General features: G+C 62.9%; 23 protein-coding genes. 11 read left to right on the forward strand and 12 right to left on the reverse strand.

All coding sequences use genetic code 11. The features are described from left to right. Positions 1-118 precede the first annotated feature (118 nt). Positions 119-307, forward strand: a complete 189-nt coding sequence (locus HH213_RS15855; protein WP_110847359.1) for a hypothetical protein — start codon at positions 119-121, stop codon at positions 305-307. A gap of 177 nt (positions 308-484) precedes the next feature. Here the strand turns inward: HH213_RS15855 and HH213_RS15860 are convergent, their stop codons facing one another. The 3 genes from HH213_RS15860 to HH213_RS15870 are packed head-to-tail and all read right to left on the reverse strand — an operon-like array spanning position 485 to position 3,381. Next, the gene (locus tag HH213_RS15860; protein ID WP_169112849.1) at positions 485-1,336 is read right to left on the reverse strand and encodes a sulfurtransferase; all 852 of its coding nucleotides are present in this window, start codon (positions 1,334-1,336) and stop codon (positions 485-487) included. An 11-nt stretch (positions 1,337-1,347) separates the two neighbouring features. Next, positions 1,348-2,271, reverse strand: coding sequence for a DMT family transporter (locus tag HH213_RS15865; protein ID WP_169112850.1), 924 nt, complete (start codon positions 2,269-2,271; stop codon positions 1,348-1,350). A 9-nt stretch (positions 2,272-2,280) separates the two neighbouring features. Beyond that, complete coding sequence (locus HH213_RS15870) at positions 2,281-3,381, reverse strand: aromatic ring-hydroxylating oxygenase subunit alpha (protein WP_169112851.1); 1,101 nt, start codon at positions 3,379-3,381, stop codon at positions 2,281-2,283. Between the two features lie 328 nt (positions 3,382-3,709). On the opposite strand from HH213_RS15870, the gene HH213_RS15875 reads away from it, so the two are divergent. From HH213_RS15875 to dxs, 3 genes are read left to right on the forward strand one after another with little or no spacing between them, the layout of a single operon-like run. After that, positions 3,710-3,973, forward strand: coding sequence for an exodeoxyribonuclease VII small subunit (locus HH213_RS15875; protein ID WP_110847355.1), 264 nt, complete (start codon positions 3,710-3,712; stop codon positions 3,971-3,973). Next, complete coding sequence (locus HH213_RS15880; protein WP_110847354.1) at positions 3,970-4,857, forward strand: polyprenyl synthetase family protein; 888 nt, start codon at positions 3,970-3,972, stop codon at positions 4,855-4,857. Before HH213_RS15875 ends, HH213_RS15880 begins: the two co-directional genes overlap by 4 nt. Further along, complete coding sequence (gene dxs, locus HH213_RS15885; RefSeq protein ID WP_169112852.1) at positions 4,858-6,729, forward strand: 1-deoxy-D-xylulose-5-phosphate synthase; 1,872 nt, start codon at positions 4,858-4,860, stop codon at positions 6,727-6,729. Here dxs and HH213_RS15890 read toward each other — a convergent pair. Then, complete coding sequence (locus HH213_RS15890; protein WP_169112853.1) at positions 6,716-7,984, reverse strand: SGNH/GDSL hydrolase family protein; 1,269 nt, start codon at positions 7,982-7,984, stop codon at positions 6,716-6,718. The two genes, dxs and HH213_RS15890, sit on opposite strands and share 14 nt — an antisense overlap. 99 nt (positions 7,985-8,083) lie before the next feature. Here HH213_RS15890 and HH213_RS15895 point away from each other — a divergent pair, with 99 nt between their 5' ends. After that, a complete protein-coding gene (locus tag HH213_RS15895) occupies positions 8,084-8,989 on the forward strand; it encodes a LysR family transcriptional regulator (protein WP_169112854.1) in 906 nt (301 codons plus the stop codon). 64 nt (positions 8,990-9,053) lie between these two features. Beyond that, on the forward strand, positions 9,054-9,794 hold the full coding sequence (locus HH213_RS15900; RefSeq protein ID WP_169112855.1) for a M48 family metalloprotease: 741 nt from the start codon (positions 9,054-9,056) through the stop codon (positions 9,792-9,794). On the opposite strand, the gene HH213_RS15905 is transcribed toward HH213_RS15900, so the two are convergent. Beyond that, positions 9,791-10,345 (reverse strand): cob(I)yrinic acid a,c-diamide adenosyltransferase, encoded by a 555-nt coding sequence (locus tag HH213_RS15905; RefSeq protein ID WP_110847349.1) that lies wholly within the window; start codon positions 10,343-10,345, stop codon positions 9,791-9,793. The two genes, HH213_RS15900 and HH213_RS15905, sit on opposite strands and share 4 nt — an antisense overlap. Before the next feature lie 99 nt (positions 10,346-10,444). Here HH213_RS15905 and HH213_RS15910 point away from each other — a divergent pair, with 99 nt between their 5' ends. The 3 genes from HH213_RS15910 to glcF are packed head-to-tail and all read left to right on the forward strand — an operon-like array spanning position 10,445 to position 14,197. Then, positions 10,445-11,923 (forward strand): FAD-linked oxidase C-terminal domain-containing protein, encoded by a 1,479-nt coding sequence (locus HH213_RS15910; protein WP_169112856.1) that lies wholly within the window; start codon positions 10,445-10,447, stop codon positions 11,921-11,923. 2 nt (positions 11,924-11,925) lie between these two features. Then, positions 11,926-12,993, forward strand: a complete 1,068-nt coding sequence (gene glcE / locus HH213_RS15915; RefSeq protein ID WP_169112857.1) for a glycolate oxidase subunit GlcE — start codon at positions 11,926-11,928, stop codon at positions 12,991-12,993. Then, the gene (glcF, locus tag HH213_RS15920; RefSeq protein WP_169112858.1) at positions 12,974-14,197 is read left to right on the forward strand and encodes a glycolate oxidase subunit GlcF; all 1,224 of its coding nucleotides are present in this window, start codon (positions 12,974-12,976) and stop codon (positions 14,195-14,197) included. The genes glcE and glcF overlap by 20 nt, the downstream gene beginning before the upstream one ends. On the opposite strand, the gene HH213_RS15925 is transcribed toward glcF, so the two are convergent. The 4 genes from HH213_RS15925 to HH213_RS15940 all read right to left on the reverse strand — a co-directional run bounded on the left by HH213_RS15925 (position 14,189) and on the right by HH213_RS15940 (position 19,531). Beyond that, a complete protein-coding gene (locus tag HH213_RS15925; protein WP_229263023.1) occupies positions 14,189-16,687 on the reverse strand; it encodes a putative bifunctional diguanylate cyclase/phosphodiesterase in 2,499 nt (832 codons plus the stop codon). The genes glcF and HH213_RS15925 overlap by 9 nt on opposite strands. Before the next feature lie 166 nt (positions 16,688-16,853). After that, entirely contained in the window at positions 16,854-17,339 is a 486-nt protein-coding gene (locus tag HH213_RS15930) for a glutathione peroxidase (RefSeq protein ID WP_169112859.1), read from the reverse strand. Next, positions 17,339-18,475 (reverse strand): PilT/PilU family type 4a pilus ATPase, encoded by a 1,137-nt coding sequence (locus HH213_RS15935; protein ID WP_169112860.1) that lies wholly within the window; start codon positions 18,473-18,475, stop codon positions 17,339-17,341. Before HH213_RS15935 ends, HH213_RS15930 begins: the two co-directional genes overlap by 1 nt. A gap of 12 nt (positions 18,476-18,487) precedes the next feature. Next, entirely contained in the window at positions 18,488-19,531 is a 1,044-nt protein-coding gene (locus HH213_RS15940) for a type IV pilus twitching motility protein PilT (RefSeq protein WP_169112861.1), read from the reverse strand. Between the two features lie 60 nt (positions 19,532-19,591). On the opposite strand from HH213_RS15940, the gene HH213_RS15945 reads away from it, so the two are divergent. Beyond that, a complete protein-coding gene (locus HH213_RS15945; RefSeq protein WP_169115217.1) occupies positions 19,592-20,305 on the forward strand; it encodes a YggS family pyridoxal phosphate-dependent enzyme in 714 nt (237 codons plus the stop codon). Between the two features lie 3 nt (positions 20,306-20,308). Then, entirely contained in the window at positions 20,309-21,130 is an 822-nt protein-coding gene (gene proC / locus HH213_RS15950; RefSeq protein ID WP_169112862.1) for a pyrroline-5-carboxylate reductase, read from the forward strand. Between the two features lie 105 nt (positions 21,131-21,235). Here the strand turns inward: proC and HH213_RS15955 are convergent, their stop codons facing one another. The 3 genes from HH213_RS15955 to HH213_RS15965 all read right to left on the reverse strand — a co-directional run bounded on the left by HH213_RS15955 (position 21,236) and on the right by HH213_RS15965 (position 23,512). Further along, complete coding sequence (locus HH213_RS15955; protein WP_110847340.1) at positions 21,236-21,571, reverse strand: ElaB/YgaM/YqjD family protein; 336 nt, start codon at positions 21,569-21,571, stop codon at positions 21,236-21,238. Between the two features lie 95 nt (positions 21,572-21,666). Next, positions 21,667-22,521, reverse strand: a complete 855-nt coding sequence (gene ubiA / locus HH213_RS15960) for a 4-hydroxybenzoate octaprenyltransferase (protein ID WP_169112863.1) — start codon at positions 22,519-22,521, stop codon at positions 21,667-21,669. Positions 22,522-22,576: 55 nt separating this feature from the next. Next, a complete protein-coding gene (locus HH213_RS15965; RefSeq protein WP_161057424.1) occupies positions 22,577-23,512 on the reverse strand; it encodes a hydrogen peroxide-inducible genes activator in 936 nt (311 codons plus the stop codon). Between the last annotated feature and the right edge of the window lie 22 nt (positions 23,513-23,534).

The following is a 23,534-nucleotide window of genomic DNA, read 5'->3' on the forward strand; positions in this document are numbered from 1 at the left end:
CATCGACTATCGTGTGACTAAATCTGAAATTCGTATTACACGATGGGCGCGCCAAAAGCGCAAAGCTTAGCCGCGGGCGGTGGTATGCTAATCAACATGGAGTGTTGGAGACCACGCTATGTCACACATCACAAGCACCAAACGTAGTGCCGGGATGGTTTTTGGCGATTTCTTCGCCCTGATTGGCGTCATGGCCTTCATGGGTGGCAGCCAAACCATCGGCGCGATCCTGTTTGTCGGCGGCATCGCCCTCTACACCACAACGGCCGCCGCCCGCTGGCTCATTGCTAAGATCGCCAGCCGATAGCGCACCTTGCGCCCCCTTAGTCGTCCACGCTTTGCGCCCGCAATAGCCGGGCGTATGCTGTGTAAGCTGGCAGTGCGCTGGTCAGCCAAGGCCCAGCACTCTTTAGAGCAAACCCTGGCCCATATTAACGCAGAGCGAAATCTTGGTTTTGCGCTGGATGCGGCAACGGCGTCAATCTTAATTGCCGGTCGCAACCGGTCGGCTGGCATCACCCACCCACTCGCTCCACGACCCCGGATACAGCGCCGCACCCGGCATACCGGCGACTTCCAGGGCCAGCAGGTTGTGACAGGCGGTGACGCCGGAGCCGCATTGCATGATGGCCTCTGGCGCGCTGGCGAACAGCGGCGCAAACTCGGCCTTCAACTGCGCGGCGTCCTTGAAGCGGCCATCGGCGGTCAGGTTGTCTTTGAAGAAGCGGTTCTTGGCGCCGGGGATGTGGCCGCCGACCGGGTCGATAGTTTCGTTCTCGCCGCGATAGCGGTCGGCGGCGCGGGCGTCGACCACGGTGCGTGTCTGCGTCGAGAGGTTGGTCACCACGTCATCCACGCTCACCGTCGAAACCAACGAATCGCGCTCGCTGATTGTGCCCGGCGTGCGGCGTTCGGCGTGCGTCACCATCGGCTGGCCGGCCGCTTGCCACGCCACCAGTCCACCATCCAGCACTGCCACCGCCGGATGACCGACCCAGCGAAGCAGCCACCACAGGCGCGCCGCGAACATGCCGCCGTGCGCGTCGTAGGCGACCACTTGCGTGTCGTCGTCGATGCCCCAGCCGCGCAGCGTTTCGATCAGGGCGGCGCGGCCCGGCAGCGGGTGACGGCCCTGGAATTTGCCGTCCGCCCCAATCTTTGCGCCCGACAAATCCGTGTCCACGTTGGCAAACTGTGCGCCGGCGATGTGGCCGATGGCGAAGCTGTCGAAGCCCGCGTTCGGATGCATCAGGTCGTGGCGACAATCGAGGATGACCCATTTCGGGTCGTCCAGATGTTGGGACAGGGTGGCGGCGTCGATCAGGGTGGTGTGCATGAACGGTTTCCTTATACTTCGCTGGCGATGGGGTCGGTATCGGCAATAGCCTTGCCTTTGTCGGTGCTGCGGGTATTGTAGAACGTTGCGGCCATGCCTGACGCGAGAATGATGCCGATGCCCGCCCAGCTATGCCAGTCGAACACGTCGCCGAAGATAAACACGCCCCAGACGCTGGAAAACACGATGCCGGTGTACTGCAGATTCGCTACCACCAGCGTGTTGCCGAGGCGGTAGGCACGCGTCATGGCGATCTGCGCGCTGGTGGCGCACACGCCGATGGCCAGCAGCAGCAGGCCGCTGCGTACACTTGAAATCGGATGCCATACCGGGCCGTCGCTGCCACCGGTCAGGAACACGCCGACGATGCCGGCCGCCAGGTTCATGACGGTGAAATAGAACACCACGCGGTTTTCCGGCTCGCCGGCCAGGCCCATTTTGCGGACCTGCATGTAGGCGGTGGCGGTAATCACGCTGGACCCGAGCGCGATCAGCGCCGGCGTCAGCTGGTTGGCGTTGAAGGCGGGACGCAGCAGCAGGGTGACGCCGACAAAGCTCAGCCCCACGGCCACCATCAGCGGCCATTTGATGTCGCCCTTGGCGTGCCACCAGCCCATGGCGAACAGCCAGACGGCGATCCAGATCGGCGACATGTAGTTGAGCGTCATGGCGGTGGCCAGCGGCAGCTGGCCGATCGAGTAATACCACAGCCACAGCGAAGTGACGCCGATCAGGCCGCGCCACACGTGGGCGCCCGGCATGGCGGTGCGGAAGGTTTCGCCGCGCAAGGTGATGATGGTGCCGAGGGTGATCACGCCGACCACGCCCCGGTACATGACCAATTCGGATGTTGAGAACTCTGCGGAAGCCAGCTTGACGCAAACCCCCATGACCGCAAACATAAAACTCGCAAACAACATCCAAAGTGACTGCATCGTAAAACCTTATAAGTCCATTTTGCGTTGGTACCACTCGTGGAAGTGTTGCATGCCGTCTTCCATCGGTGACTGGTACGGCCCGCCGTCCGTCTCGCCGCGCTCCATCAGGATCTTGCGGCCGGCGTCCATGCGTTGGCCGATTTCGTCGTCCTCGATGCAGGTTTCCATGTAGGCGGCGCGCTCGGCTTCGATGAATTCGCGCTCGAACAGCACGATTTCTTCCGGATAGTAGAATTCCACCACGTTCTTGGTGCGGTTCGGGCCTTCCGGCCACAGGGTCGAGACGATCAGCACGTGCGGATACCATTCGACCATGATGTTCGGATACAGGGTCAGCCAGATGGCGCCATACGGTGGCGGCTCACCGCCACGGAACTTCAGCACCTGTTCCTGCCAGTGCTTGTAGACTTCCGAGCCGGACTTTTGCAGGCCCTTGTGCACGCCCACCGTCTGCACACTGTACTCGCGGCCGAAATCCCAGCGCAGGTCGTCACAGGTGACGAAGCTGCCCAGGCCGGGATGGAAGGGCTCGACGTGGTAATCCTCCAGGTAGACTTCGATGAAAGTCTTCCAGTTGTAGTCGCAGTGGTGCACTTCCACATGGTCCAGCATATAGCCGCTGAAATCGAGGTCCTTGGTGACCGACAGGCCATTCAGCGCGTCCATGACGTTGTAGCCGTTTTGCTCGAACAGCAGGCCATTCCAGTTTTGCAACGGGGTCTTGGGCAGGTTCAGGCACGGCGTCTCGGGGAAGTGCGGCGCGCCGATCAGCTCTCCCTTGAGGTCGTAGGTCCAGCGGTGCAACGGGCAGACGATGTTGTTCGTATTGCCACGGCCGTTGAGCATCAGCGCCTGCCGGTGACGGCAGACATTGGACACCAGTTCGATGCCGTCGGCGTTACGCACCAGCATACGGCCTTCATTCTCGGCGGCGAGGGTGGCGTAGTCGCCGGCGTTCGGCACCATCAGCTCATGTCCGACATAACGCGGACCGGCTTTAAACAGTTGCTGCATTTCTCGCTGCAGTAGCGATTCGTCAAAATAGACGCTTACCGGAAGTTGCGCAGTTGGCCGCGCTAGCTTGGCGTGGGTACCCAGATCGGACATCCAAACCCCCCTTAATTAATGTTCAAACCAAGAAGAGACAGAATCCGTAAAGACCCGCATACGAATGCGTTGAGGTGGTATTTAGGACGGAACCGGCGATTATACCGTGTTTTGCGCTCGACTAACAGTGTGCTGTGCTCGTTTATTGTGCAAAAAATTGCAATAACTGCATGCTTGCAAGGCAAATGGGGACGATTGCGATAAAATCCAGAGTCGCCGCTGCATGGCCCGCTAATGTTCCACCTGATAAGATGGTTTGTTCTAAAATACCGGGTTACACTGCGCGGGCCTCACGTGTGCCAAGCATGCCAAAGATAACTGAGTGACTATGTCTAAGAAATTAACTGCCGACGCGACCGCCGCCGCCCTCGCTCCCGCTTCGTTTGAAGAAGCGATGGCGGAACTGGCGCAGCTGGTCGCGCAAATGGAGGCAGGCCAACTGCCGCTGGAAGCTTCGGTGGCCGCCTACGCGCGCGGCTCGGCGCTGGTGCAGTTCTGCGCCGCCCAGCTGGAAAAAGTGGAATCCCAGGTCAAAGTGCTGGAAGGCGAGATGCTGAAACCCTTCGTCGTCACCGGCGAGGGCGAACAATGAGCGCCTTTGACGACTGGATGAAAACCGTGCAGGCCGGATCGGAAAACGATTTATCCGGGTTCCTGCCTTCTTCCGATGTGATCCCAACCAAATTGCACGCGGCGATGCGCTATGCGCTGCTGGGTGGCGGCAAGCGGGTGCGTCCGCTGCTGGTGTACGCGGCCGGTGCGCTGTTCGGCGCCGATTCGGCGACCCTGAGCCGCGCCGCTGCCGCCGTCGAAATGATCCATGCCTACTCGCTGGTGCACGACGACATGCCTTGCATGGACGACGATGAACTGCGTCGCGGCAAACCGACCGTGCACATCGCCTACGACGAAGCCACCGCGCTGCTGGTCGGCGACGCCTTGCAGTCGCAAGCCTTCATGGTGCTGTCGGCAGCGGACCAGATTCCGCCGGCGCGCGTGCTGGCGATGGTGCGCCTGCTCGGCGAGGCCTCCGGTTCGGCCGGCATGTGCGGCGGCCAGGCGATTGATCTGGACAGCGTCGGCGTCAGCCTGACGCTGGAGCAGCTGGAACGCATGCACCAGCTGAAGACCGGCGCCTTGCTGCGCGCGTCGGTGGTGCTGGGCGCCTTGGCCGGCAAGGATTTGTCGGACGAAGAATTGAGTGCGCTGAATGTGTATGCGCGCGCCATCGGCCTGGCGTTCCAGGTGGTGGACGATGTACTCGACGCGACGGCCGATTCGGCCACGCTGGGCAAGACCGCCGGCAAGGATGCCGCCGATAACAAGCCGACCTACGTTTCCATTTTAGGTCTGGAACCGTCGCGCGCACTGGCGGAAAAATTGCGGCTCGACGCGCACGCAGCGCTCGCGCCGTTTGGAGAAAAAGCTTTGCGATTACGCGAACTCGCGGACCTGATCGTGCAGCGGAAGGCATAAATGAACTTGCTCGAAAAAATAGATTCCCCGGCCGATGTACGCAAACTGCCGTACAGCCAACTGACGCCGCTGGCGCATGAACTGCGCGCCTACCTGCTCGATTCCGTATCCAAGACCGGCGGCCATCTGTCGTCCAATCTCGGTACGGTGGAACTGACGGTAGCGCTGCACTACGTGTTCAACACGCCGCATGACCGCATCGTCTGGGACGTGGGCCACCAGACCTACTCGCACAAGATCCTGACCGGCCGCCGCGACCGCATGCACACGCTGCGCCAGTTGGACGGCATCTCGGGCTTCCCGAAACGCGACGAATCGGAATACGACACCTTCGGCACCGCGCACTCGTCGACCTCCATCTCGGCGGCGCTGGGGATGGCGCAGGCGGCCAAGATCAAGGGCGAACATCGCCACGCGATCGCGGTGATCGGCGACGGTTCGATGACGGCCGGTATGGCGTTCGAGGCGCTGAACAACGCCGGTGTGCAGGACGACGTCAATCTGCTGGTGATCCTGAACGATAACGATATGTCGATCTCGCCGCCGGTCGGCGCGCTGAATCGCTATCTGGCGCGTTTGATGTCCGGTCAGTTCTACGCCGCCGCCAAGAACGTCGGCAAGTCGGTGCTGCCTGGCCCCGTGCTGGAACTGGCCAAGAAGCTGGAAGAACATGCGAAGGGCATGGTGGTTCCGGCCACGATGTTCGAGGAATTCGGCTTTAACTACATCGGCCCGATCGACGGCCATGACCTGGACTCGCTGATCCCGACGCTGCAAAACATCAAGCACCTGAAAGGCCCACAGTTCCTGCACGTGGTGACCAAGAAGGGCCAGGGCTACAAGCTGGCCGAGGCCGAGCCTATCCTGTATCACGGCACCGGCAAGTTCAATCCGGCTGAAGGCATCAAGCCGGCCGCCGCGCCGGCCAAGAAAACCTACACTGAAGTATTTGGCGACTGGCTGTGCGACATGGCCGCCGTCGACAAGAAACTCGTCGGCATCACGCCGGCCATGCGCGAAGGCTCGGGCATGGTGCGCTTCAACCATGAGTATCCGGACCGTTACTTCGACGTCGGCATCGCCGAGCAGCATTCGGTGACCTTTGCCGGCGGCCTGGCTTGCGAAGGCCTCAAGCCGGTGGTGGCGATCTACTCGACCTTCCTGCAACGCGCCTACGATCAGTTGATCCACGACGTGGCGCTGCAAAACCTGGACGTGACCTTTGCGCTGGACCGTGCAGGCCTGGTCGGTGCGGACGGCGCCACCCACGCCGGTAACTACGATCTGGCTTACCTGCGCTGCATCCCGAACATGGTAGTGATGGCGGCGTCGGACGAAAACGAATGCCGCCAGATGCTGACCACCGGCTACCAGTACAACGGTCCGGCAGCGATCCGCTATCCGCGCGGCGCCGGCATCGGCGCGGCGATCAAGCCTGAACTGACCACGATTGAAATCGGCAAGGGCGAAATCAAGCGCACTGGCCAGAAAATCGCGATCCTGGCGTTTGGCTCGATGGTGGCACCGTCCATGGCCGCCGGCGACACGCTGAACGCCACCGTGGCCAATATGCGCTTCGTCAAGCCGCTGGACGTGGAACTGGTCAAGCAGCTGGCCGCCGATCACGATTACTTCGTGACGGTGGAAGAGGGCTGCATCATGGGCGGCGCCGGTGCTGCCGTGGCGGAAGCGCTGGCGGCGGAAGGCATTGTCAAGCCGGTGCTGATGCTTGGCCTGCCGGACAAGTTCATCGACCACGGCGACCCGGCCAAGCTGCTGTCCAGCGTGGGCCTGGACGCCGCCGGCATCACCGCTTCGATCAAGCAGCGTTACCTGAGCGACGAGCCGCGCCTGGTCGTTAATAACGGCTAAGCACACGCGCTACTTCGGCGGCCATCGCCTCGTATCCCGCATCGCCGGGGTGCAGGTGGTCGCCGCTGTCGTAGCGCGGTTGCATGCGTGACGGCTGCTGCGGGTCACGCAGCAGCGCATCCATATCGGCCACCGCGTCGAATTCCGCGCTCTCCCTGATCCATTGATTGACCTGCCGGCGCAGCGCGTCCTTGGCTGGCGTGTAGTAGCCGTCGATGGCTGTGCCTTCAAACGGCGGCAGCGTGGCGCCGATAATGCGCACCTGGCGCGCGCGGGCCTGGGCGATCAGTTGGCGGTAGGCGGCGATCATGCGGTTTAACGTCATCGGCGCTTCATGCGGGGCGAAGATGGATTGCGGCCAGCCGATGTCGTTAGTCCCCATCAGCACAATCGCGGTGCGGACGCCGGGCTGCGACAGCACGTCTAGCTCGAAGCGCGCCGCCGCGTTGACGCCCATGCGGTCGCCCAGCAGGCGCGCGCCTGAAATGCCGGCGTTGACTACCGCCACACCGCCGGGGCTGAGGCGCGCGGCGAGGTAGTCTGGCCATCGATGGTCCTGGTCCGGCGTGGAGCCATTACCATCAGTGATTGAGTCGCCAAATGCGGCGACCACGCCCGCAGCCGGTCTCGCCGCCGCCGTTGCCATCGCCCCCGTCGCCATCGCCTCCGACGCCGCTGCCGTCGCCGTCTCAGCTTCGGCAGGCGCCGCCACCCAGATACCGCTGAGCAGCGCGCGGCCGTGCAATGGCTGGGCACCCGCCAGCGTGGCGTCGGCAGTGCGATTGCCATCCACAATCACGCCTGTCTGCTGCGCTCCCCAGTGAAAGGTCGCCAACGGCGTATGCTCCGGCAGATACACGCTGACGGCAAGTTTTTCCAACGCCGCCACCGGCATCTCCAGCGCATCGCTAAGGGCAGGGGCGCCGGGCGGAATCACCAGGCTGACCTGACCGCCGAAAGTCAGCGGCCGCATGGTCTCTCCGGCGCGTCCAACACGCACCTCGCCCACCACGAGCGGCTGCGTGCCATAGCGGTTCGACAGCACCACGCGCAGCCGCGAACCGCCGATGCTGATGCGCGCCGTCTCGCGCACCGTCTGCCGCTCCAGCACCGCCGGCACCCCGGACGGCAGCGCAAACTCGCTGGCCTCCCAGACCGCATGAGGACTGGCCTGCCAGGTCGCCAGCCAGTTTTCCGCCGCCTGCGGCGTAGTGATGATGGCTGCCAGCGTGGCAGCTGCAAGGTATCGCTTCATGATGCTCTCCTGTCGAAAAGCCCACGATAGGACATTCCATTCAAGCCCAGAAGATGGCAATTGTGACTATACTTCATTCAAATATCGAATGAGGATCAGATGGATACCATCCGTTCGCTACGCTGCTTTGTGCGCGCCGTTGAATTGGGCAGCCTGTCCGCCGTCGCCCGCGAGGAAGGCACAACACAGCCAACCGTCAGCAAAATAGTCGCTGCGCTGGAGCGGGAACTGGGCGTGCGGCTGCTGGAACGCAGCACCACCAGCTTGCAAGCCACGCCGCAAGGCATGCGCTTCTACCAGCGCGCGCTCGGCGTGCTGGCCGAATATCAGGAAGCGGTAGCGGAAGCGCGCGGCCAGACCGAAACGCCGGCGGGTCTGATCCGCGTGAATGCGCCGGCAGCGTTTGGGCAATTCTGCCTCAACGCCATGCTGGCGCCTTTCCTGGCGCGGCATCCGCAAGTTGACATCGAACTGATACTCGATGACCGCATGGTCGATCTGGTCAAGGAAGGCGTCGACATCGCCGTCCGCCAGGGGCGCGAACTGCCGCCTGACGCGATTGCGCGGCTGGCCGGAAGCTCGCCGCGCCAGCTGGTGGCGTCGCCGGACTATCTGCGTGCGCACGGCAAACCAAAGCAGCCGCAGGATCTGGCGCGCCACGACTATATCCGTTTCGCCTGGCTGGCTGATGGCGATCTGCTCACATTGTACAACGGCGAACATACCGAAACCGTGCCGACGCGGGGGCGTTATCGCGTCAATCATGCACTGGCTATCCGTGAAGCGCTGGCAGCCGGCGGCGGCATTGGTCTGTGCCCGCTATGGCTGGTGCAGGACTTGCTGGACAGTGACGCATTGGTGCGCGTGCTGCCTCGATGGCATGGGCAAGAGCAGCCGCTGCACCTGCTGTCGCCGTCGCGCCGCTACCAGCCATTGCGGGCACGATTGCTGCTGGACTATCTCGCAGAACAAATCGCTCTGCTGCCGGGATACAACGCTTCCTGAAATTTCCTTGCGTAGCGGGTAAGCTGTCCTATATTGATATAAACAGTTTATATCAGAGGATGACATGAAAACCGCTTGCGCAACCTTGTTACTGCTGCTAGCCTGCACCGCGCAGGCGCAAGTGCCGGAATCCGGCCGCGCGCAGGAGCTACTGTACAGCGCGGCGGAAGTGGATGCCGGCATGGAGGAACGCTATATCGACCGCACAGTCGATCTGGCGGCGGCCGGCAAGCTGGATGAAGATCGCGCGCTGCTGGCGCGCCTGCGCTACATCAGCGCCGAACTGATACGTGTGGCTATCGAATTGAAACCGGAAGCGGCGCAATGGCAGTGGGAAGTCCACACCACCAGCGATACCGAAGTGGATGCGATCTGCATGGCGGGCGGGAAGATCCTGGTCGGCAGCGGCTTCGTGCACCAGCTGGCGCTGACCGACGGCGAGCTGGCGACGCTGCTGGCGCATGAAGTGGCGCACGCGGTGGCCGAACATCATCGCGAAACCTTTTCGGAGGCGATGCTGGTGAATCGTCTGCCGGCCGTGCCACTGGACGTGGTGATGGCGCGGCTGGATAGCGACCTGTCGCTGCAAATCCGCTTGTCGAAGCTATCGAGCTTGCAGGAATCCGAGGCCGACCACCTCGGCATGGTGCTGGCGCACCGCGCCGGCTGGTCGGCGGAAGACATCGTCAGCTTCTATCGCAAGCTGGCGGAAGGGGAGCAGTCCGCGCTGATCTCCGGCGCCTATCCTGCCAACGCTTCGCGTCTCAGTATGGCACGCGGCATGGCGCGGCTGTTTGGGGATTAATCGCGCTTGCGTTCGTGCTGCCACAGCACGTCGCTGCCGCCGGCGTAGCGGTTCAACACGCGCGACAGCACGAACAGCAGGTCCGACAAGCGGTTCACATACTGGCGCGGATGTTCGTGGATGGTCTCGGCCTTGCCCAGCGTGACGATGCTGCGTTCCGCACGGCGGCACACGGTCCGGCACACATGCGCCTGCGACGATGCGCGCGATCCGGCCGGCAGGATGAATTCCGTCAGCGGCGGCAGCGTGGCGTTGTACTTCGCCAGCAGCACATCCAGCCGCTCGACATGCGCTTCCTTGATCATCTGATAGCCCGGAATGCACAGCTCCCCGCCCAGGTCGAACAGATCGTGCTGGATGGTGATCAGCTCCTCGCGCAGATCGGCTGGCATGTCCTCGCACAGCAGCAGCCCCAGATGCGAATTCAGCTCATCCACCTCGCCGATGGCGATAATGCGGATGCTGTCCTTGTCGGTGCGGCTGCCGTCGCCAAGGCCAGTCGTGCCGCCGTCACCGGTACGCGTGGCGATTTTAGAAAGTCGGTTACCCATAATGTTCAGCCTCTGATTGGTTATGCACCGAAGAATACAACAACGGGCCTCTGATTTGTGCTTACAATCGTGTATCTGTGTTTTCAGGCGTGAGCACCAATGAACACTGTTACTGATCCTGGCGGGCGGCGGGCGGAGGTGGCTGCGGCGTTGCAGCATGTGCTGCCGGCGCGTGCCGTGCTGTCGGCGCCGGAGGATACGCGTCCCTATGAGTGCGACGGCCTGGCCGCTTATCGGCAGCTGCCGATGATCGTCGTATTGCCGGATAGCGAAGCGCAGATTGTTGCAGTGCTCAAGGTGTGCCATGACTTGAACGTGCCGATTGTGCCGCGTGGCGCCGGCACCGGTTTGTCCGGCGGCGCCATGCCGATTGCCGAGGGTGTGGTGTTGTCGACCGCTCGAATGAACCGGATCGTGCGCATGGATGCGACGTCGCGTACCGCAGTGGTACAGCCGGGCGTGCGCAATCTGGCGATTTCGGAAGCGGCGGCGCAGTATGGGTTGTATTACGCGCCTGATCCGTCGTCGCAGATCGCCTGCACTATCGGCGGCAATGTGGCAGAGAATTCGGGCGGTGTGCACTGTTTGAAGTACGGTCTGACGGTGCACAACGTGCTGCGCGTGCGCGTGGTGACCATCGAGGGCGATGTGGTGGAACTCGGCAGCGGCGCGCTCGATGCGCCGGGGCTGGATCTGCTGTCGGTGTTCATCGGTTCCGAGGGCATGCTGGGGATTGTTACCGAGGTGACGGTGAAGCTGGTGCCCAAGCCGGCTACCGCGCGCGTGATCATGGCGTCATTCGATGAGGTGGTCAAGGGGTGCCACGCGGTGGCGGCGCTGATCGCCGCCGGCATCATTCCCGCCGGCCTGGAGATGATGGACCAGACGTCGTCGCGCATGGTCGAGCCGTTCGTCAAGGCCGGGTATGACACCGATGCCGCCGCCATCCTGCTGTGCGAGGCCGATGGCACCATCGAGGAAGTGGAAGAGGACATCACGCGCATGTCGGCGGTGCTGAATGACGCCGGCGCGATTGCGATTGCGGTGTCGCAGTCGGAGGCGGAGCGGCTCAAATTCTGGTCCGGCCGCAAGAACGCTTTTCCCGCCGCAGGCCGCATCTCGCCTGACTATTACTGCATGGATGGCACCATCCCGCGCAAGCGTCTGGGCGAGGTGTTGGCCGGCATTGCGGCGATGGAAATCAAGTATGGCCTGCGCTGCGCGAACGTGTTCCACGCGGGCGATGGCAATCTGCATCCGCTGATTCTGTTTAATGCGAACATCCCGGACGAGTTCCAGCGCGCCGAAGCCTTTGGCGCGGAGATTCTCGCGTTGTGCGTGGCAGTGGGCGGCACCATCACCGGCGAGCATGGTGTCGGCATCGAGAAGATCGATTCGATGTGCGTGCAGTTCACGCCTTCGGAGCTGGAGGCATTTTTCTCGGTGAAGCGCAGCTTCGATCCGGCCGGCCTGCTCAATCCGGACAAGGCGATTCCGACGTTGCACCGCTGCGCTGAATTCGGCCGTATGCGCGTCAGCGGCGGCGCGCTGCCGTTTGCCCACCTTCCACGCTTTTGACGATGACTGACTACACCGTTTTTTTCGACCGTATTCGTGCCGCCAGCGCTGCCAGTACGCCATTGCGTTTGCGCGGCGGCGGCACCAAGGATTGGTATGGGCAGGCGCTCGACGGCGAGGTACTGGATACGCGCGCCAATAGCGGCATCATCTCGTATGAGCCGACGGAACTGGTGATCACGGCGCGCTGCGGCACGCCGCTTGCGGAGATTGAGACGCTGCTGGCGCAGCACCATCAGATGCTGGCGTTTGAGCCGCCGCGCTTTGGTCCGGAATCCACCATTGGCGGTGTGGTGGCCAGTGCGCTGTCCGGCCCGCGCCGCGCCAGTGCTGGTGCGGTGCGCGATTTTGTGCTTGGAGCGGTGTTGATGGATGGCCGTGGCGAGGTGCTGCGCTTCGGTGGACAGGTGATGAAGAACGTGGCGGGCTACGACGTTTCGCGTCTGCTGGCCGGGTCGCTGGGCACCTTGGGCCTGATCCTGGAGGTTTCGCTGAAGGTATTGCCGGTGCCGCTGCGCGAAGCCAGTCTGCGGTTTGAGATGGCGGAGATCGATGCGCTCGCGCGTCTGAACGAATGGGCCGGGCAGCCGTTGCCGATATCGGCTAGTTGCTGGCATCGGGGTGTGTTGACCTTGCGCCTGTCCGGCGCAGATGCGGCGGTAGAGGCGGCGCAGCGTCGGCTGGGCGGACAGCCAATTGCAGACGCGGATGCGTCGAACTTCTGGGCATCGTTGCGCGATCAGACGCACGCTTATTTTAACGGCGGTAGCTTGTGGCGCATGTCGGTGCCGTCGCATGCCAGTGCGATTATCCTGCGCGGTGAGCAGCTGATCGAGTGGGGTGGTTCGCAGCGCTGGCTCAAGGCGGATGATGCGGATGCGGACAGCATACGCCGCACGGTTGCTGCTTCGGGTGGCCATGCCACCTTGTTCCGAGGCGGCGACAAGGGGGTTGGCGTTTTCCATCCGCTGGCGCCGGCAATCGCAAAGATTCATGAACGTTTGAAGCAGTCGTTCGATCCTGCTGGGATCTTCAATCCAGGGCGTATGTATGCAAACCAATCTCGCTGATTTCATCAAGCGTACGCGCGAGGGCGAAGAGGCCGATGCGATTCTCCGCGCTTGCGTGCATTGCGGATTTTGCACGGCGACGTGTCCGACGTATCAGTTGCTGGGAGATGAACTGGATGGGCCGCGCGGTCGCATCTACCTGATCAAACAGGTGCTGGAAGGTGAGCCTGTGACTGCCAAGACGCAGCTGCATCTGGACCGCTGTCTCACTTGTCGCAATTGCGAGACCACCTGTCCGTCTGGTGTGAAGTATGGACGGCTGCTGGATATCGGACGCAAGGTGGTGGAGGAGCGGGTGCAGCGTCCATTGGCGGAGCGGGTCAAGCGCAAGGTGCTGGTGGAGGGCTTGGCGCGCAAGGCGGTCTTCAAGACGGCATTGCGGGCGGGGCAGGTTTTACGGCCGTTGCTGTCGCCGGCGATGCAGGATAAAGTGCCGCGCCAGCAGCCTGCCGGCGTGTGGCCGGCGCGTGAGCATGCGCGCAAGATGCTGGTGCTGGAGGGCTGTGCGCAGCCGGCCATGGCGCCGAATATCAATGCCGCCACCGCGCGCGTGCTCGACGCGCTGGGCGTGCAGTTGATCGTGGCGCCGAGGGCTGGATGCTGTGGCGCGCTGCGCCATCATATGAATCAGCAGGAGGCGGCGCTGGATGATATGCGCCGTAATATCGATGCGTGGTGGCCGTATGCGCAATCCGGTGCGGTCGAAGCGATTGTGATGACCGCATCGGGCTGCGGCGTGACGGTGAAGGAGTATGGCCATCTGCTGGCGCATGATCCGGCGTATGCGGACAAGGCGCAGCGCATCTCGGCGTTGACGCGCGACCTGAGCGAGATCATGCCGCAGTTCGAACCGGAACTGGCGCGGCGGGCGAAGAGTGCTGCGGGGCGCGTAGCCTATCATCCGCCTTGCACGCTGCAGCACGGCCAGCAGATTCGTGGCAAGGTCGAAGGTGTATTGCGCGCGGTGGGCGTTGATGTGATGCTGTGTGCGGACAGCCATTTGTGCTGCGGCTCGGCCGGCAGCTACTCGCTGTTGCAGCCGGAGCTCTCGCTACAACTGCGCGACCGCAAGCTCGCCAACCTGCATGACACCGGCGCGGATACCATCGTCTCCGCCAACGTCGGTTGCAGCGCACATCTGCAATCCGGCACCGACAAGCCGGTGATGCACTGGATAGAACTGCTCGACCGCGCCTTAAATTAATACCAGTTGCGAGGTGCCACCAGCCGGCTCGCCATGCAGGCTAACAATCGGCGGCAGGCTGGCCGCTGCCTGCCACACCGGCGCAGCCTTGTCGAAGCTGCCGACCCACGCCAGCACATCATCCGCCGGCATCGGCCGTGCGATGCCGTAGCCCTGTACCAGATCGCAGCCGAGGCGCATCAGCATGGCGCCATGCTCGATGGTCTCCACACCTTCCGCAATCACGCCCAGCCCGAACGAGCGCGCCAGCCCGATCACCGCGCTGACCAGGTGCAGGTCGTCCCGGTCCACCAGCATATTGCGCACGAAGCTCTGGTCGATCTTCAGCACATCGGCCGGCAGCCGCTTCAGGTAGGACATTGACGAATAGCCGGTGCCGAAATCATCCAGCGCAAAGCTGATGCCCAGCGCCTGACACGCCAGCATGATGCTGCGCACGTGGGCGATGTCGCTCAGCGCGGACGATTCCAGAATCTCCAGCTCCAGCATATGCGGCGGCACGTCCGGGAACTCGGCCAGGATGTCGGTCAGCCGCTCGACGAAATCGTGACGCTGGAAGTGGCGCGCCGCGATATTCACGCTGATCACCCAGTCCGCATCGAACGAACGCCACGACTCCAGCTGGCGCAGCGCCTCGCGCAGCACCCATTCGCCGATATCGACAATCACATCGCTGTGCTCCACAATCGGCAGGAAGTCGCCCGGCGCGATGATGCCGCGCAGTGGATGCTGCCAGCGCAGCAGCGCCTCCATGCCGACGATGCGGCCCTTGCGCATGTCCAGCTTGGGCTGATAGAACAGCACCAGTTCATTATCGTGTACCGCCGCCCGCACTTCGGTGCGGCGGTTGTGGTGGGTGCGGACCTGCTCATCGAGGTCGGCGTCGAAGAAGTGATGGCGGTTGCGGCCCGTGATTTTGGCCTGGTACAGCGCCTGGTCGGCATGCCGCAGCAGGTTATCGGCGCTGATGTCATTGCCGGTGTAGACCGCGATGCCGACACTGGCAGACATGCTGACAGCCTTGCCGCTACAGACGTAATCGCGCGCCAGTGCTGCCATCAGTTTGCTCATGGCGTAGTCGATGGCGGCGCGATCGTTCAGTTCCGGCAGCAGCAGCACGAATTCGTCGCCGCCCAGGCGCGCCACGTAGTGACGCTGGCCGGCAAAGTCATGCAGGCGGCTGGCGGCCTGCTTCAGTACCTCGTCGCCCACCGCCTGGCCCATGGTCTGGTTCACGTGCTGGAAGTGATCGAGGTCGAACAGGCACACGGCCAGCAGATAGTTATGCTCGCGCGCGCGCTGCACTTCCTGCTCGAAACGCAGCGCCAGCGCGGCGCGGTTGGGCAGGCCCGTCAAAATATCGTGATTGCTCTGCCACGAAATCTGCTGCATCAGCTGGCGGCGTTCGGTCACGTCGCGGAACACCAGTACCGAGCCTTGCACCTCGCCTTGCGGCGTGCGGATGGCGTTGGCGGTGTATTCCACGGTGCTGGTCTGGCCGGCGCGGTTGCGCAGGCTCTGATTGCCGACCTTGACCACTTCGCCGCCGGCGTAAATCTGTTTCATCGCCTTCAGCAGCGAATGCTGGCCGAAGTTATTCGCCAATACAAACACCTGATGCAGCTCCATGCCGCGCGCGCGCGACTCCGGCCAGCCGGTCAGTTGCTGCGCCACTTCGTTGATGGTGTCGATCTTGCCGTGCAAATCGGTGGTGATGACGGCGTCGCCGATCGACGCCAGCGTGACTTCGATGCGGTCTTTCTCCACTTGCAGCTGCTGCTGCGCCAGCAGGGTGCGGGTCAGCTGCGCGCTCAGGTCATTCTGGCTTTGCTGTAGCTTGTGCACCAGCGCCTGCACACGCTGCGCCATGTTGTTGAAGGTGGAGGCCAGCATGCGTCCCTCCAGCGTGCCGCGCACCGGCAGGCGTACATCGTGGTCGCCGGCCTGGAAGCGGTTGGTGGCGTCGGCCAGGCGGCGCAGCATGCGCTTGTTGGCGAAGATAATGATGCCCAGCAGGGCGTAGATAATGGTCACGTTCAGCGCCGAGATCACGGCCTGCTGATGGACATTGCGCCAGACGCCGTTGAGCGGCTCGACCGGTTCGAAATCCAGCGTCAGCGTGGCGTCGCCGACGGCCAGCGTGCGGCTGTTATGGACGATAGGGCTGAGCCGCGTGAACCAGCCCGGATATTCGGGCGCCGCATGCGCGCTGCGCAGCGCTTCCAGATGGCCGCCGGCATAGTCGAGCCGCGCGGCGTCGAGGTCGGCGTTGAGCAGCAGCGCCGAGGACAAGGTCGCATCCATGCCGGCGCGGTCGGGCGCCGCCAGCGCAGGCAGCAGCGCCTTGCTCAAATGCGCGGCCAGCTCATCGGCATCATGCTGATAGCGGGCGTTGGCATAGGTGGTCTCGGACTCCAGCATCAGGTGATACCGTATGCCCACCACCATCGCGATGATCAGGAAGATGGGCAGGAACAGCCTGGAGTACATCCCCATCCGCAGCCAGGGTGACAGGATTTTTCCCATGAAGGACATAGACGACGGATTCAACACGAAATGACCAAAATTCATTATTACCTAAAAGTTAAGCGCTGACACGTTTTTCGGAAAACGTTTTCGGCATTTAACCTTTGTACTGGACATTTTGTTGTCGAGATCACTCAGCCAACAGCTTTTCAATGTCGGCGATCAGCTCTTCCGGCTTGGTGGCCGGGGCGTAGCGGTTGTAGACAGTGCCGTCCTTGCGGATCAGAAATTTTGTGAAATTCCACTTGATGCCTTCGGTGCCCAGGATGCCGGGCGCGTCTTTCTTGAGTTTCTGGAACAGCGGGTGGGCATGCTCGCCGTTGACGTCGATCTTGGCGAACAGCGGGAAGGTGACGCCGTAGTTCTTTTCGCAGAAGGCGCCGATCTCGTCGGCCGCGCCCGGTTCCTGCGCGCCGAACTGGTTGCACGGGAAGCCCAGCACTTCAACGCCTTTGTCCTTGAATTGCTGGTACACCGCTTCCAGCCCCTTGTACTGCGGCGTGAAGCCGCACTTGCTGGCGGTGTTGACGATCAGCAGTACCTTGCCCTTGTACTGGCCCAGGTCGACCGGCTGGCCGTTCAGGCTGTCGGCGGAAATATCGAAAATCGTGTTCATTAAATGAGTCCCAAATGTTCAGTGCCGGCCGACAGGTCGCGGTTCTTTGCGGCCTTGCCTTCCAGCTTGATGGTCAGGCGCAGGTCGTTGACGGAGTCGGCGTTGCGCAGCGCGTCCTCGTAGGTGATCAGGTCGGCTTCGTGCAGGTCGAACAGCGACTGGTCGAAGGTCTGCATGCCCAGCTCGCGCGACTTCTTCATCAGCTCCTTGATCTCGTGCACCTCGCCCTTGAAGATCAGGTCCGAGATCAGCGGCGAGTTCAGCATGATTTCGATGGCCACCGCGCGGCCCTTCGATTCCTTCTTTGGAATCAGGCGTTGCGAAATCATGCCTTTCAGGTTCAGCGACAAATCCATCAACAGCTGCTGGCGGCGTTCCTCGGGGAAGAAGTTGATGATGCGGTCGAGCGCCTGGTTGGCGCTGTTGGCGTGCAAGGTGGCCAGGCACAGGTGGCCGGTTTCGGCGAAGGCGATGGCGTGGTCCATGGTCTCGCGGTCGCGGATTTCGCCGATCTGGATCACGTCCGGCGCCTGGCGCAGCGTGTTCTTCAGCGCCACCGCCCAGTCGTCGGTATCGACACCAACTTCGCGCTGGGTGACGATGCAGTTCTTGTGCGGATGAACGAACTCGACCGGATCTTCGATGGTGATGATGTGGCCGTAGCTGTGTTCATTGCGGTAGCCGACCATGGCGGCCAAGGTGGTCGACTTGCCGGAACCGGTGGCGCCGACCATGATCACCAGGCCGCGCTTGGACATCACCACATCCTTCAGCACTTCGGGCAGGCCGAGTTCCTCCAGCTTGGGGATGTCGGAGTTAATGGTCCGCAGCACCATCCCGACCGCGCCCATCTGCACGAAGGCGGAGACGCGGAAGCGGCCGATGTCGCCGGGGCTGATGGCGAAGTTGGCTTCCTTGGTCAGCTCGAAGCCGGCGGCCTGCTTGTCGTTCATGATGGAACGGGCCAGATCGAGCGTGTGGGCGGCGGTGAGCGGCTGCGCCGACACCGGTGTCATCTTGCCGTCGATCTTGACGGCCGGCGGGAAGCCGGCGGTGATGAACAGGTCCGAGCCCTTCTTGGCCAACATCAGGCGCAGCAAGTCGAACATGAATTTTGAGGCCTGATCGCGTTCCATTCTGTGCTTTCTTTAACCGGGGAAGTTGTCGGGCGACTTGGCGGCGCTGCGGGCGGCGGCGCCACTGATGATGTTGCGGCGGACCAGATCGGTCAGGTTCTGGTCCAGCGTCTGCATGCCGACGCTGCTGCCGGTCTGGATCGCCGAGTACATTTGCGCCACTTTGGCTTCGCGGATCAGGTTGCGGATGGCCGGCGTCGCCACCATGATTTCGTGCGCCGCCACGCGGCCGGTGCCGTCCTTGGTTTTCAGCAGGGTCTGCGAAATCACGGCCTGCAGCGATTCCGACAGCATGGCGCGCACCATTTCCTTTTCATCGGCCGGGAACACGTCGACAATACGGTCGATGGTCTTGGCCGCCGACGAGGTGTGCAGCGTGCCGAACACCAGGTGGCCGGTCTCCGCCGCCGACAAGGCCAGGCGGATGGTTTCCAGGTCGCGCAGCTCGCCGACCAGGATGCAGTCCGGGTCTTCCCGCAACGCCGAGCGCAGCGCGTTGTTGAACGACAGCGTGTGCGGTCCCACTTCGCGCTGGTTGATCAGGCATTTCTTGGATTCGTGCACGAACTCGATCGGGTCTTCGATGGTCAGAATGTGGCCGTATTCGTTTTCGTTGAGGTGGTTGACCATGGCCGCCAGCGTGGTCGACTTGCCCGAGCCGGTCGGCCCGGTCACCAGCACCAGCCCGCGCGGTTTCAGCGCGAACTCGGCGAAGATCTTCGGCGCGTTCAAGTCTTCCAGGCTGAGGATCTTGGACGGAATGGTGCGCAATACCGCCGACGCCCCGCGCTCCTGGTTGTAGGCGTTGACGCGGAAACGCGCCAGGCCGGGAATCGCGAACGAGAAGTCGACCTCCAGCATTTCCTCGTAGGCCTTGCGCTGCGAGTCGTTCATGATGTCATAGATCATGCCGTGCACGTCCTTGTGCTCCAGCGGCGGCAGGTTGATGCGGCGCACGTCGCCGTGCACGCGTATCATCGGCGGCAGCCCGGCGGACAGGTGCAAGTCCGAAGCCTTGTTCTTGACGGAGAATGCGAGTAGTTCGGAGATGTCCATTTATAATCCCTGTGCCCAGACGTCCATGTGGCGTGTCTTAACGATTTTTACTCGATGATTATGTCCCTGATCCGCCAGAACTTGCAAGCCATCACCGCGACAATTGTTGCCACTGCCCAAGAATCGGGCCGTTTGCCGGACGCCGTGCGGCTGCTGGCGGTGTCCAAGACGTTTGGGCCGGAGGCGGTGCTGGAGGCGGTTGACGCCGGCCAGCGCGCGTTCGGCGAGAACTATCTGCAGGAGGGCGTGGACAAGATCCAGGCCGTGCAGCAGGCGTTGGGCGAAGCCGGGCCGGCGCTGGAGTGGCATTTCATCGGCCCGATCCAGAGCAACAAGACGCGGCCAATTGCCGAAAACTTCGCCTGGGTCCACACGGTCGAGCGCGAAAAGATCGCGCAGCGGCTGTCCGAACAGCGGCCGGCCTCGCTGGCGCCGCTGCAGATTTGCTTGCAAGTGAATATCAGCGGCGAGGCCAGCAAGAGCGGCGTCGCCCCGCAAGAGGTGGCGGCGCTGGCCGACAAGGTCGCCGCGCTGCCCAATCTGACCTTGCGCGGCCTGATGGCGATCCCCGAGCCGACCGACGACTTCGACCAGCAGCGCGCGGCCTTCGCCCAGCTGCGGACTCTCTACGACCAATTGCGCGCCGACGGGCTGGCGCTGGACACACTGTCGATGGGCATGTCGGCCGACCTGCGGGCGGCGATTGTCGAGGGCGCCACCATCGTGCGCGTGGGCAGTGCTATTTTTGGCGCGCGCCAATATAACAAGGCTTGAATCATGAAAATTGCATTTATCGGCGGCGGCAATATGGCTGCTGCCCTGATCGCCGGCCTGGCGAATAAACTGACCGCCGGCGCCAACATCCACGTTGTGGACCCGAACGCGGACGCGCTGGCGCGGCTGCACAAGCAGTATGGCGTGACCACGGCTTCGGGAACCGATGCGGTGGTCGGCGCGGCGGATGTGATCGTGCTGGCGGTCAAACCGCAAAGCATGCGCGAAGTGGCGGCGCAGCTGCTGCCGTTCATCGATGCGGTGCGGCCGCCGCTGATCGTGTCGATCGCGGCCGGCATCCGTGGCGCCGACCTGTCGCGCTGGCTGGGCGGCCATGCCGCCATCGTGCGCTGCATGCCGAACACGCCGGCGCTGATCGGCAAGGGCATCACCGGCATGGTGGCCATGCCGGGCGTCAGCGCCGAGCAGACCAAGGCCGCCGACGACATCCTGCGCGCAGTCGGCCCGACCGTGTGGCTGGATGACGAAAGCAAGATCGATGCGGTGACGGCGGTATCGGGCAGCGGCCCCGCCTACGTGTTCTACTTCATCGAGGCGATGCAGCAGGCGTCCGAGGAAATGGGCCTGAGCGCGGAGCAGGGCAAGCAATTGGCGCTGGCCACCTTTACCGGCGCGGCCCAGCTGGCGTTGCAATCGAGCGAACCTGTATCGCTGCTGCGTGAACGGGTCACGTCGAAAGGCGGCACCACTTACGCCGCGCTGACCAGCATGGAAAACAGCGGCATCAAAGCGTCCATCATCACCGCCATGAAAGCGGCCGCCGCCCGCGGCAAGGAGCTTGGCGACGAGCTGGGTTCTGCGTGATCGCAGTCGGTCTCCGCTATCCACGTCCACGGCGCCCGGCTGCCGGCCGCCGTGCTGGTCTTCTCCGGCGTGGAAGCGCCGCAGAAGCAAGTTACGCCTGCAAGTTTATTTACGGCTGATCAGCACGCCAAGGAGCAGGCCGATGGTGGCGCCGACGGTGACGGCTTTCCATGGATTGTCGCGCACGTAGACGTTGACGCTGTCGGCGGCGTCGCGGCTGTGGGCCAGGATGCTGTCTTCCAGTTTGCGCAGGTCGCTGATGGCGGTGCGCAGCGTGTCGTCGAAGCGGATGCGGGCGGCGGAGGCGGCTTCGCTGACGTCGTCCGCGCTGTCTTCCAGCCATTTTTCGGCGTCATTGATGGAACTTTTCAGGCCGTCTATCAGTTTGTCGCGGGTATTGGCGCCTGCGGCCTGGATGTCGGTAATGTCGTTCTGACTCATGGTGACCTCGTTAGTATGCACTGGTGGGAAAAGAGAACCAGTGTAAGTATCGGTCAAGTCACCACTTTGCGCGCGCTCAATTGGCGAAGCGAACGCTAGCGCAGCGCGTAATCCAGCGCCACCCCGGCAAACACCGCGCCGCCCAGCCAGTTGTTGTGGCGGAAAGCGTAGAAGCAGGGATCGCGTTCGCGGTTGCGGATCAGCGTGTAGTGGTAGCAGGCCATGCCGGCCGCCACCGCCAGCCCGGCAACAAACCACAGGCGCAGGCCCAGCTGCCAGCCGCACAGCAGCAGAATCGCCAGGTGCAGCGCGTAGCAGAGCATGATGATGGCGACGTCGTAGCGGCCGAAGGTGATCGCCGAGGTCTTGATGCCGATCTTCAGGTCGTCGTCGCGGTCGACCATGGCGTATTCGGTGTCGTAGGCCAGGGTCCAGAACACGTTGCCGACCAACAGCAGCCAGGCCACCGGCGGTACGTTGTTCTGGATCGCCGCGAACGCCATCGGGATGCCGAAGCCGAAGGCGATGCCGAGGTAAGCCTGCGGAATCGCGAAGAAGCGTTTGAAGTAGGGATAGGTGCCGGCCAGAATCGCCGCCACCACCGACAGCTGCTTGGTCAGCGCATTCAGCGGCAGGATCAGGCAGAAGGCCACCAGCGTCAGCCCCACGGCAATCGCCACCGCTTCCTTGCCGCTGACGCGGCCGCTGGTGATGGGACGCTGGGCGGTGCGTTTGACAAACTTGTCGATGTCCTGGTCGGCGTAGTCGTTGATGGCGCAGCCGGCCGAGCGCATCAGGAAGGTGCCGAGGATGAAGATCAGCAGCAAGTGCCAGTCCGGCACGCCGCCGCTGGCCAGCCACATCGCAATCAGCGTCGGCCACAGCAGCAGCACGGTGCCGATCGGTTTGTCCATGCGGATCAGACGAAGGTAGAGGCCCAGCTTGTTCATATGTCACTTCGGGTAACAGGAAAGCGGTGATTATCGCAAATCCTGGAGCCCGGTGTCATGCGTCGGAGCAGAGGGTGGTAATGCCCGGCAGGTTGCAAGATGCCACCACGTCGCAGACGGCGTCGATGGCGGCCTTGCGGGTGAAGCTTTTGCGCCACACGATAACCACGCGGCGCGACGGCGCCGGTTCCTCGAACGGGCGGAACTGCAACATGCCTTCCTTGGTGTCCATGTCCGGCACCGAGGCGCGCGGCAGCACGGTCAGGCCGATGCCGCTGGCCACCATGTGACGGATGGTTTCCAGCGACGACCCTTCAAAGGTGCGCTGCATGCCATTGCCCGGCGCAGAGAAACGCGCCATCTCGGGACATACTTCCAGTACCTGGTCGCGGAAGCAGTGTCCGTTACCAAGCAGCAGCATGTTTTCGGTCTTGAGGTCGTCGGCGGGGATTAGCTTGCGCTTGGTCCACGGGTGCGCGGCCGGCATCGCCACCACGAATGGCTCGTCATACAACACTTGCATGGCCATACCGTGTTCCGGCAGCGGCAGCGCCATGATGGCGGCGTCCAGCTCGCCCTGGCGCAGCATCTCCAGCAGCTTGACGGTGAAGTTTTCCTGCAGGATCAGCGGCATCTGCGGCACTTTGTCGATCATGCCTTTGACCAGCGGCGGCAGCAGGTAGGGGCCGATGGTGTAGATCACGCCCAGGCGCAACGGTCCGGCCAGCGGATCCTTGTTCTGCTTGGCGAGTTCCTTGATGGCGGCGGTTTGTTCGAGCACGCGCTCGGCCTGCGCGACGATCTGCGCGCCCAGCGGCGTGACCGAGATTTCGGCGCCGCCCCGTTCAAACAGGACCACGCCCAATTCGTCTTCGAGTTTCTTGATGGCGACCGACAACGTCGGCTGGGCAACGTAACAGGCCTCGGCCGCATGTCCGAAGTGCTTCGCCCTTGCGACGGCGACAATGTATTTCAGTTCGGTCAGTGTCATGAAGTTATTTGAACACAGGCGA

Origin of the sequence: Duganella dendranthematis (assembly GCF_012849375.1) — a bacterium.
Lineage (GTDB): Bacteria > Pseudomonadota > Gammaproteobacteria > Burkholderiales > Burkholderiaceae_D > Rugamonas > Rugamonas dendranthematis.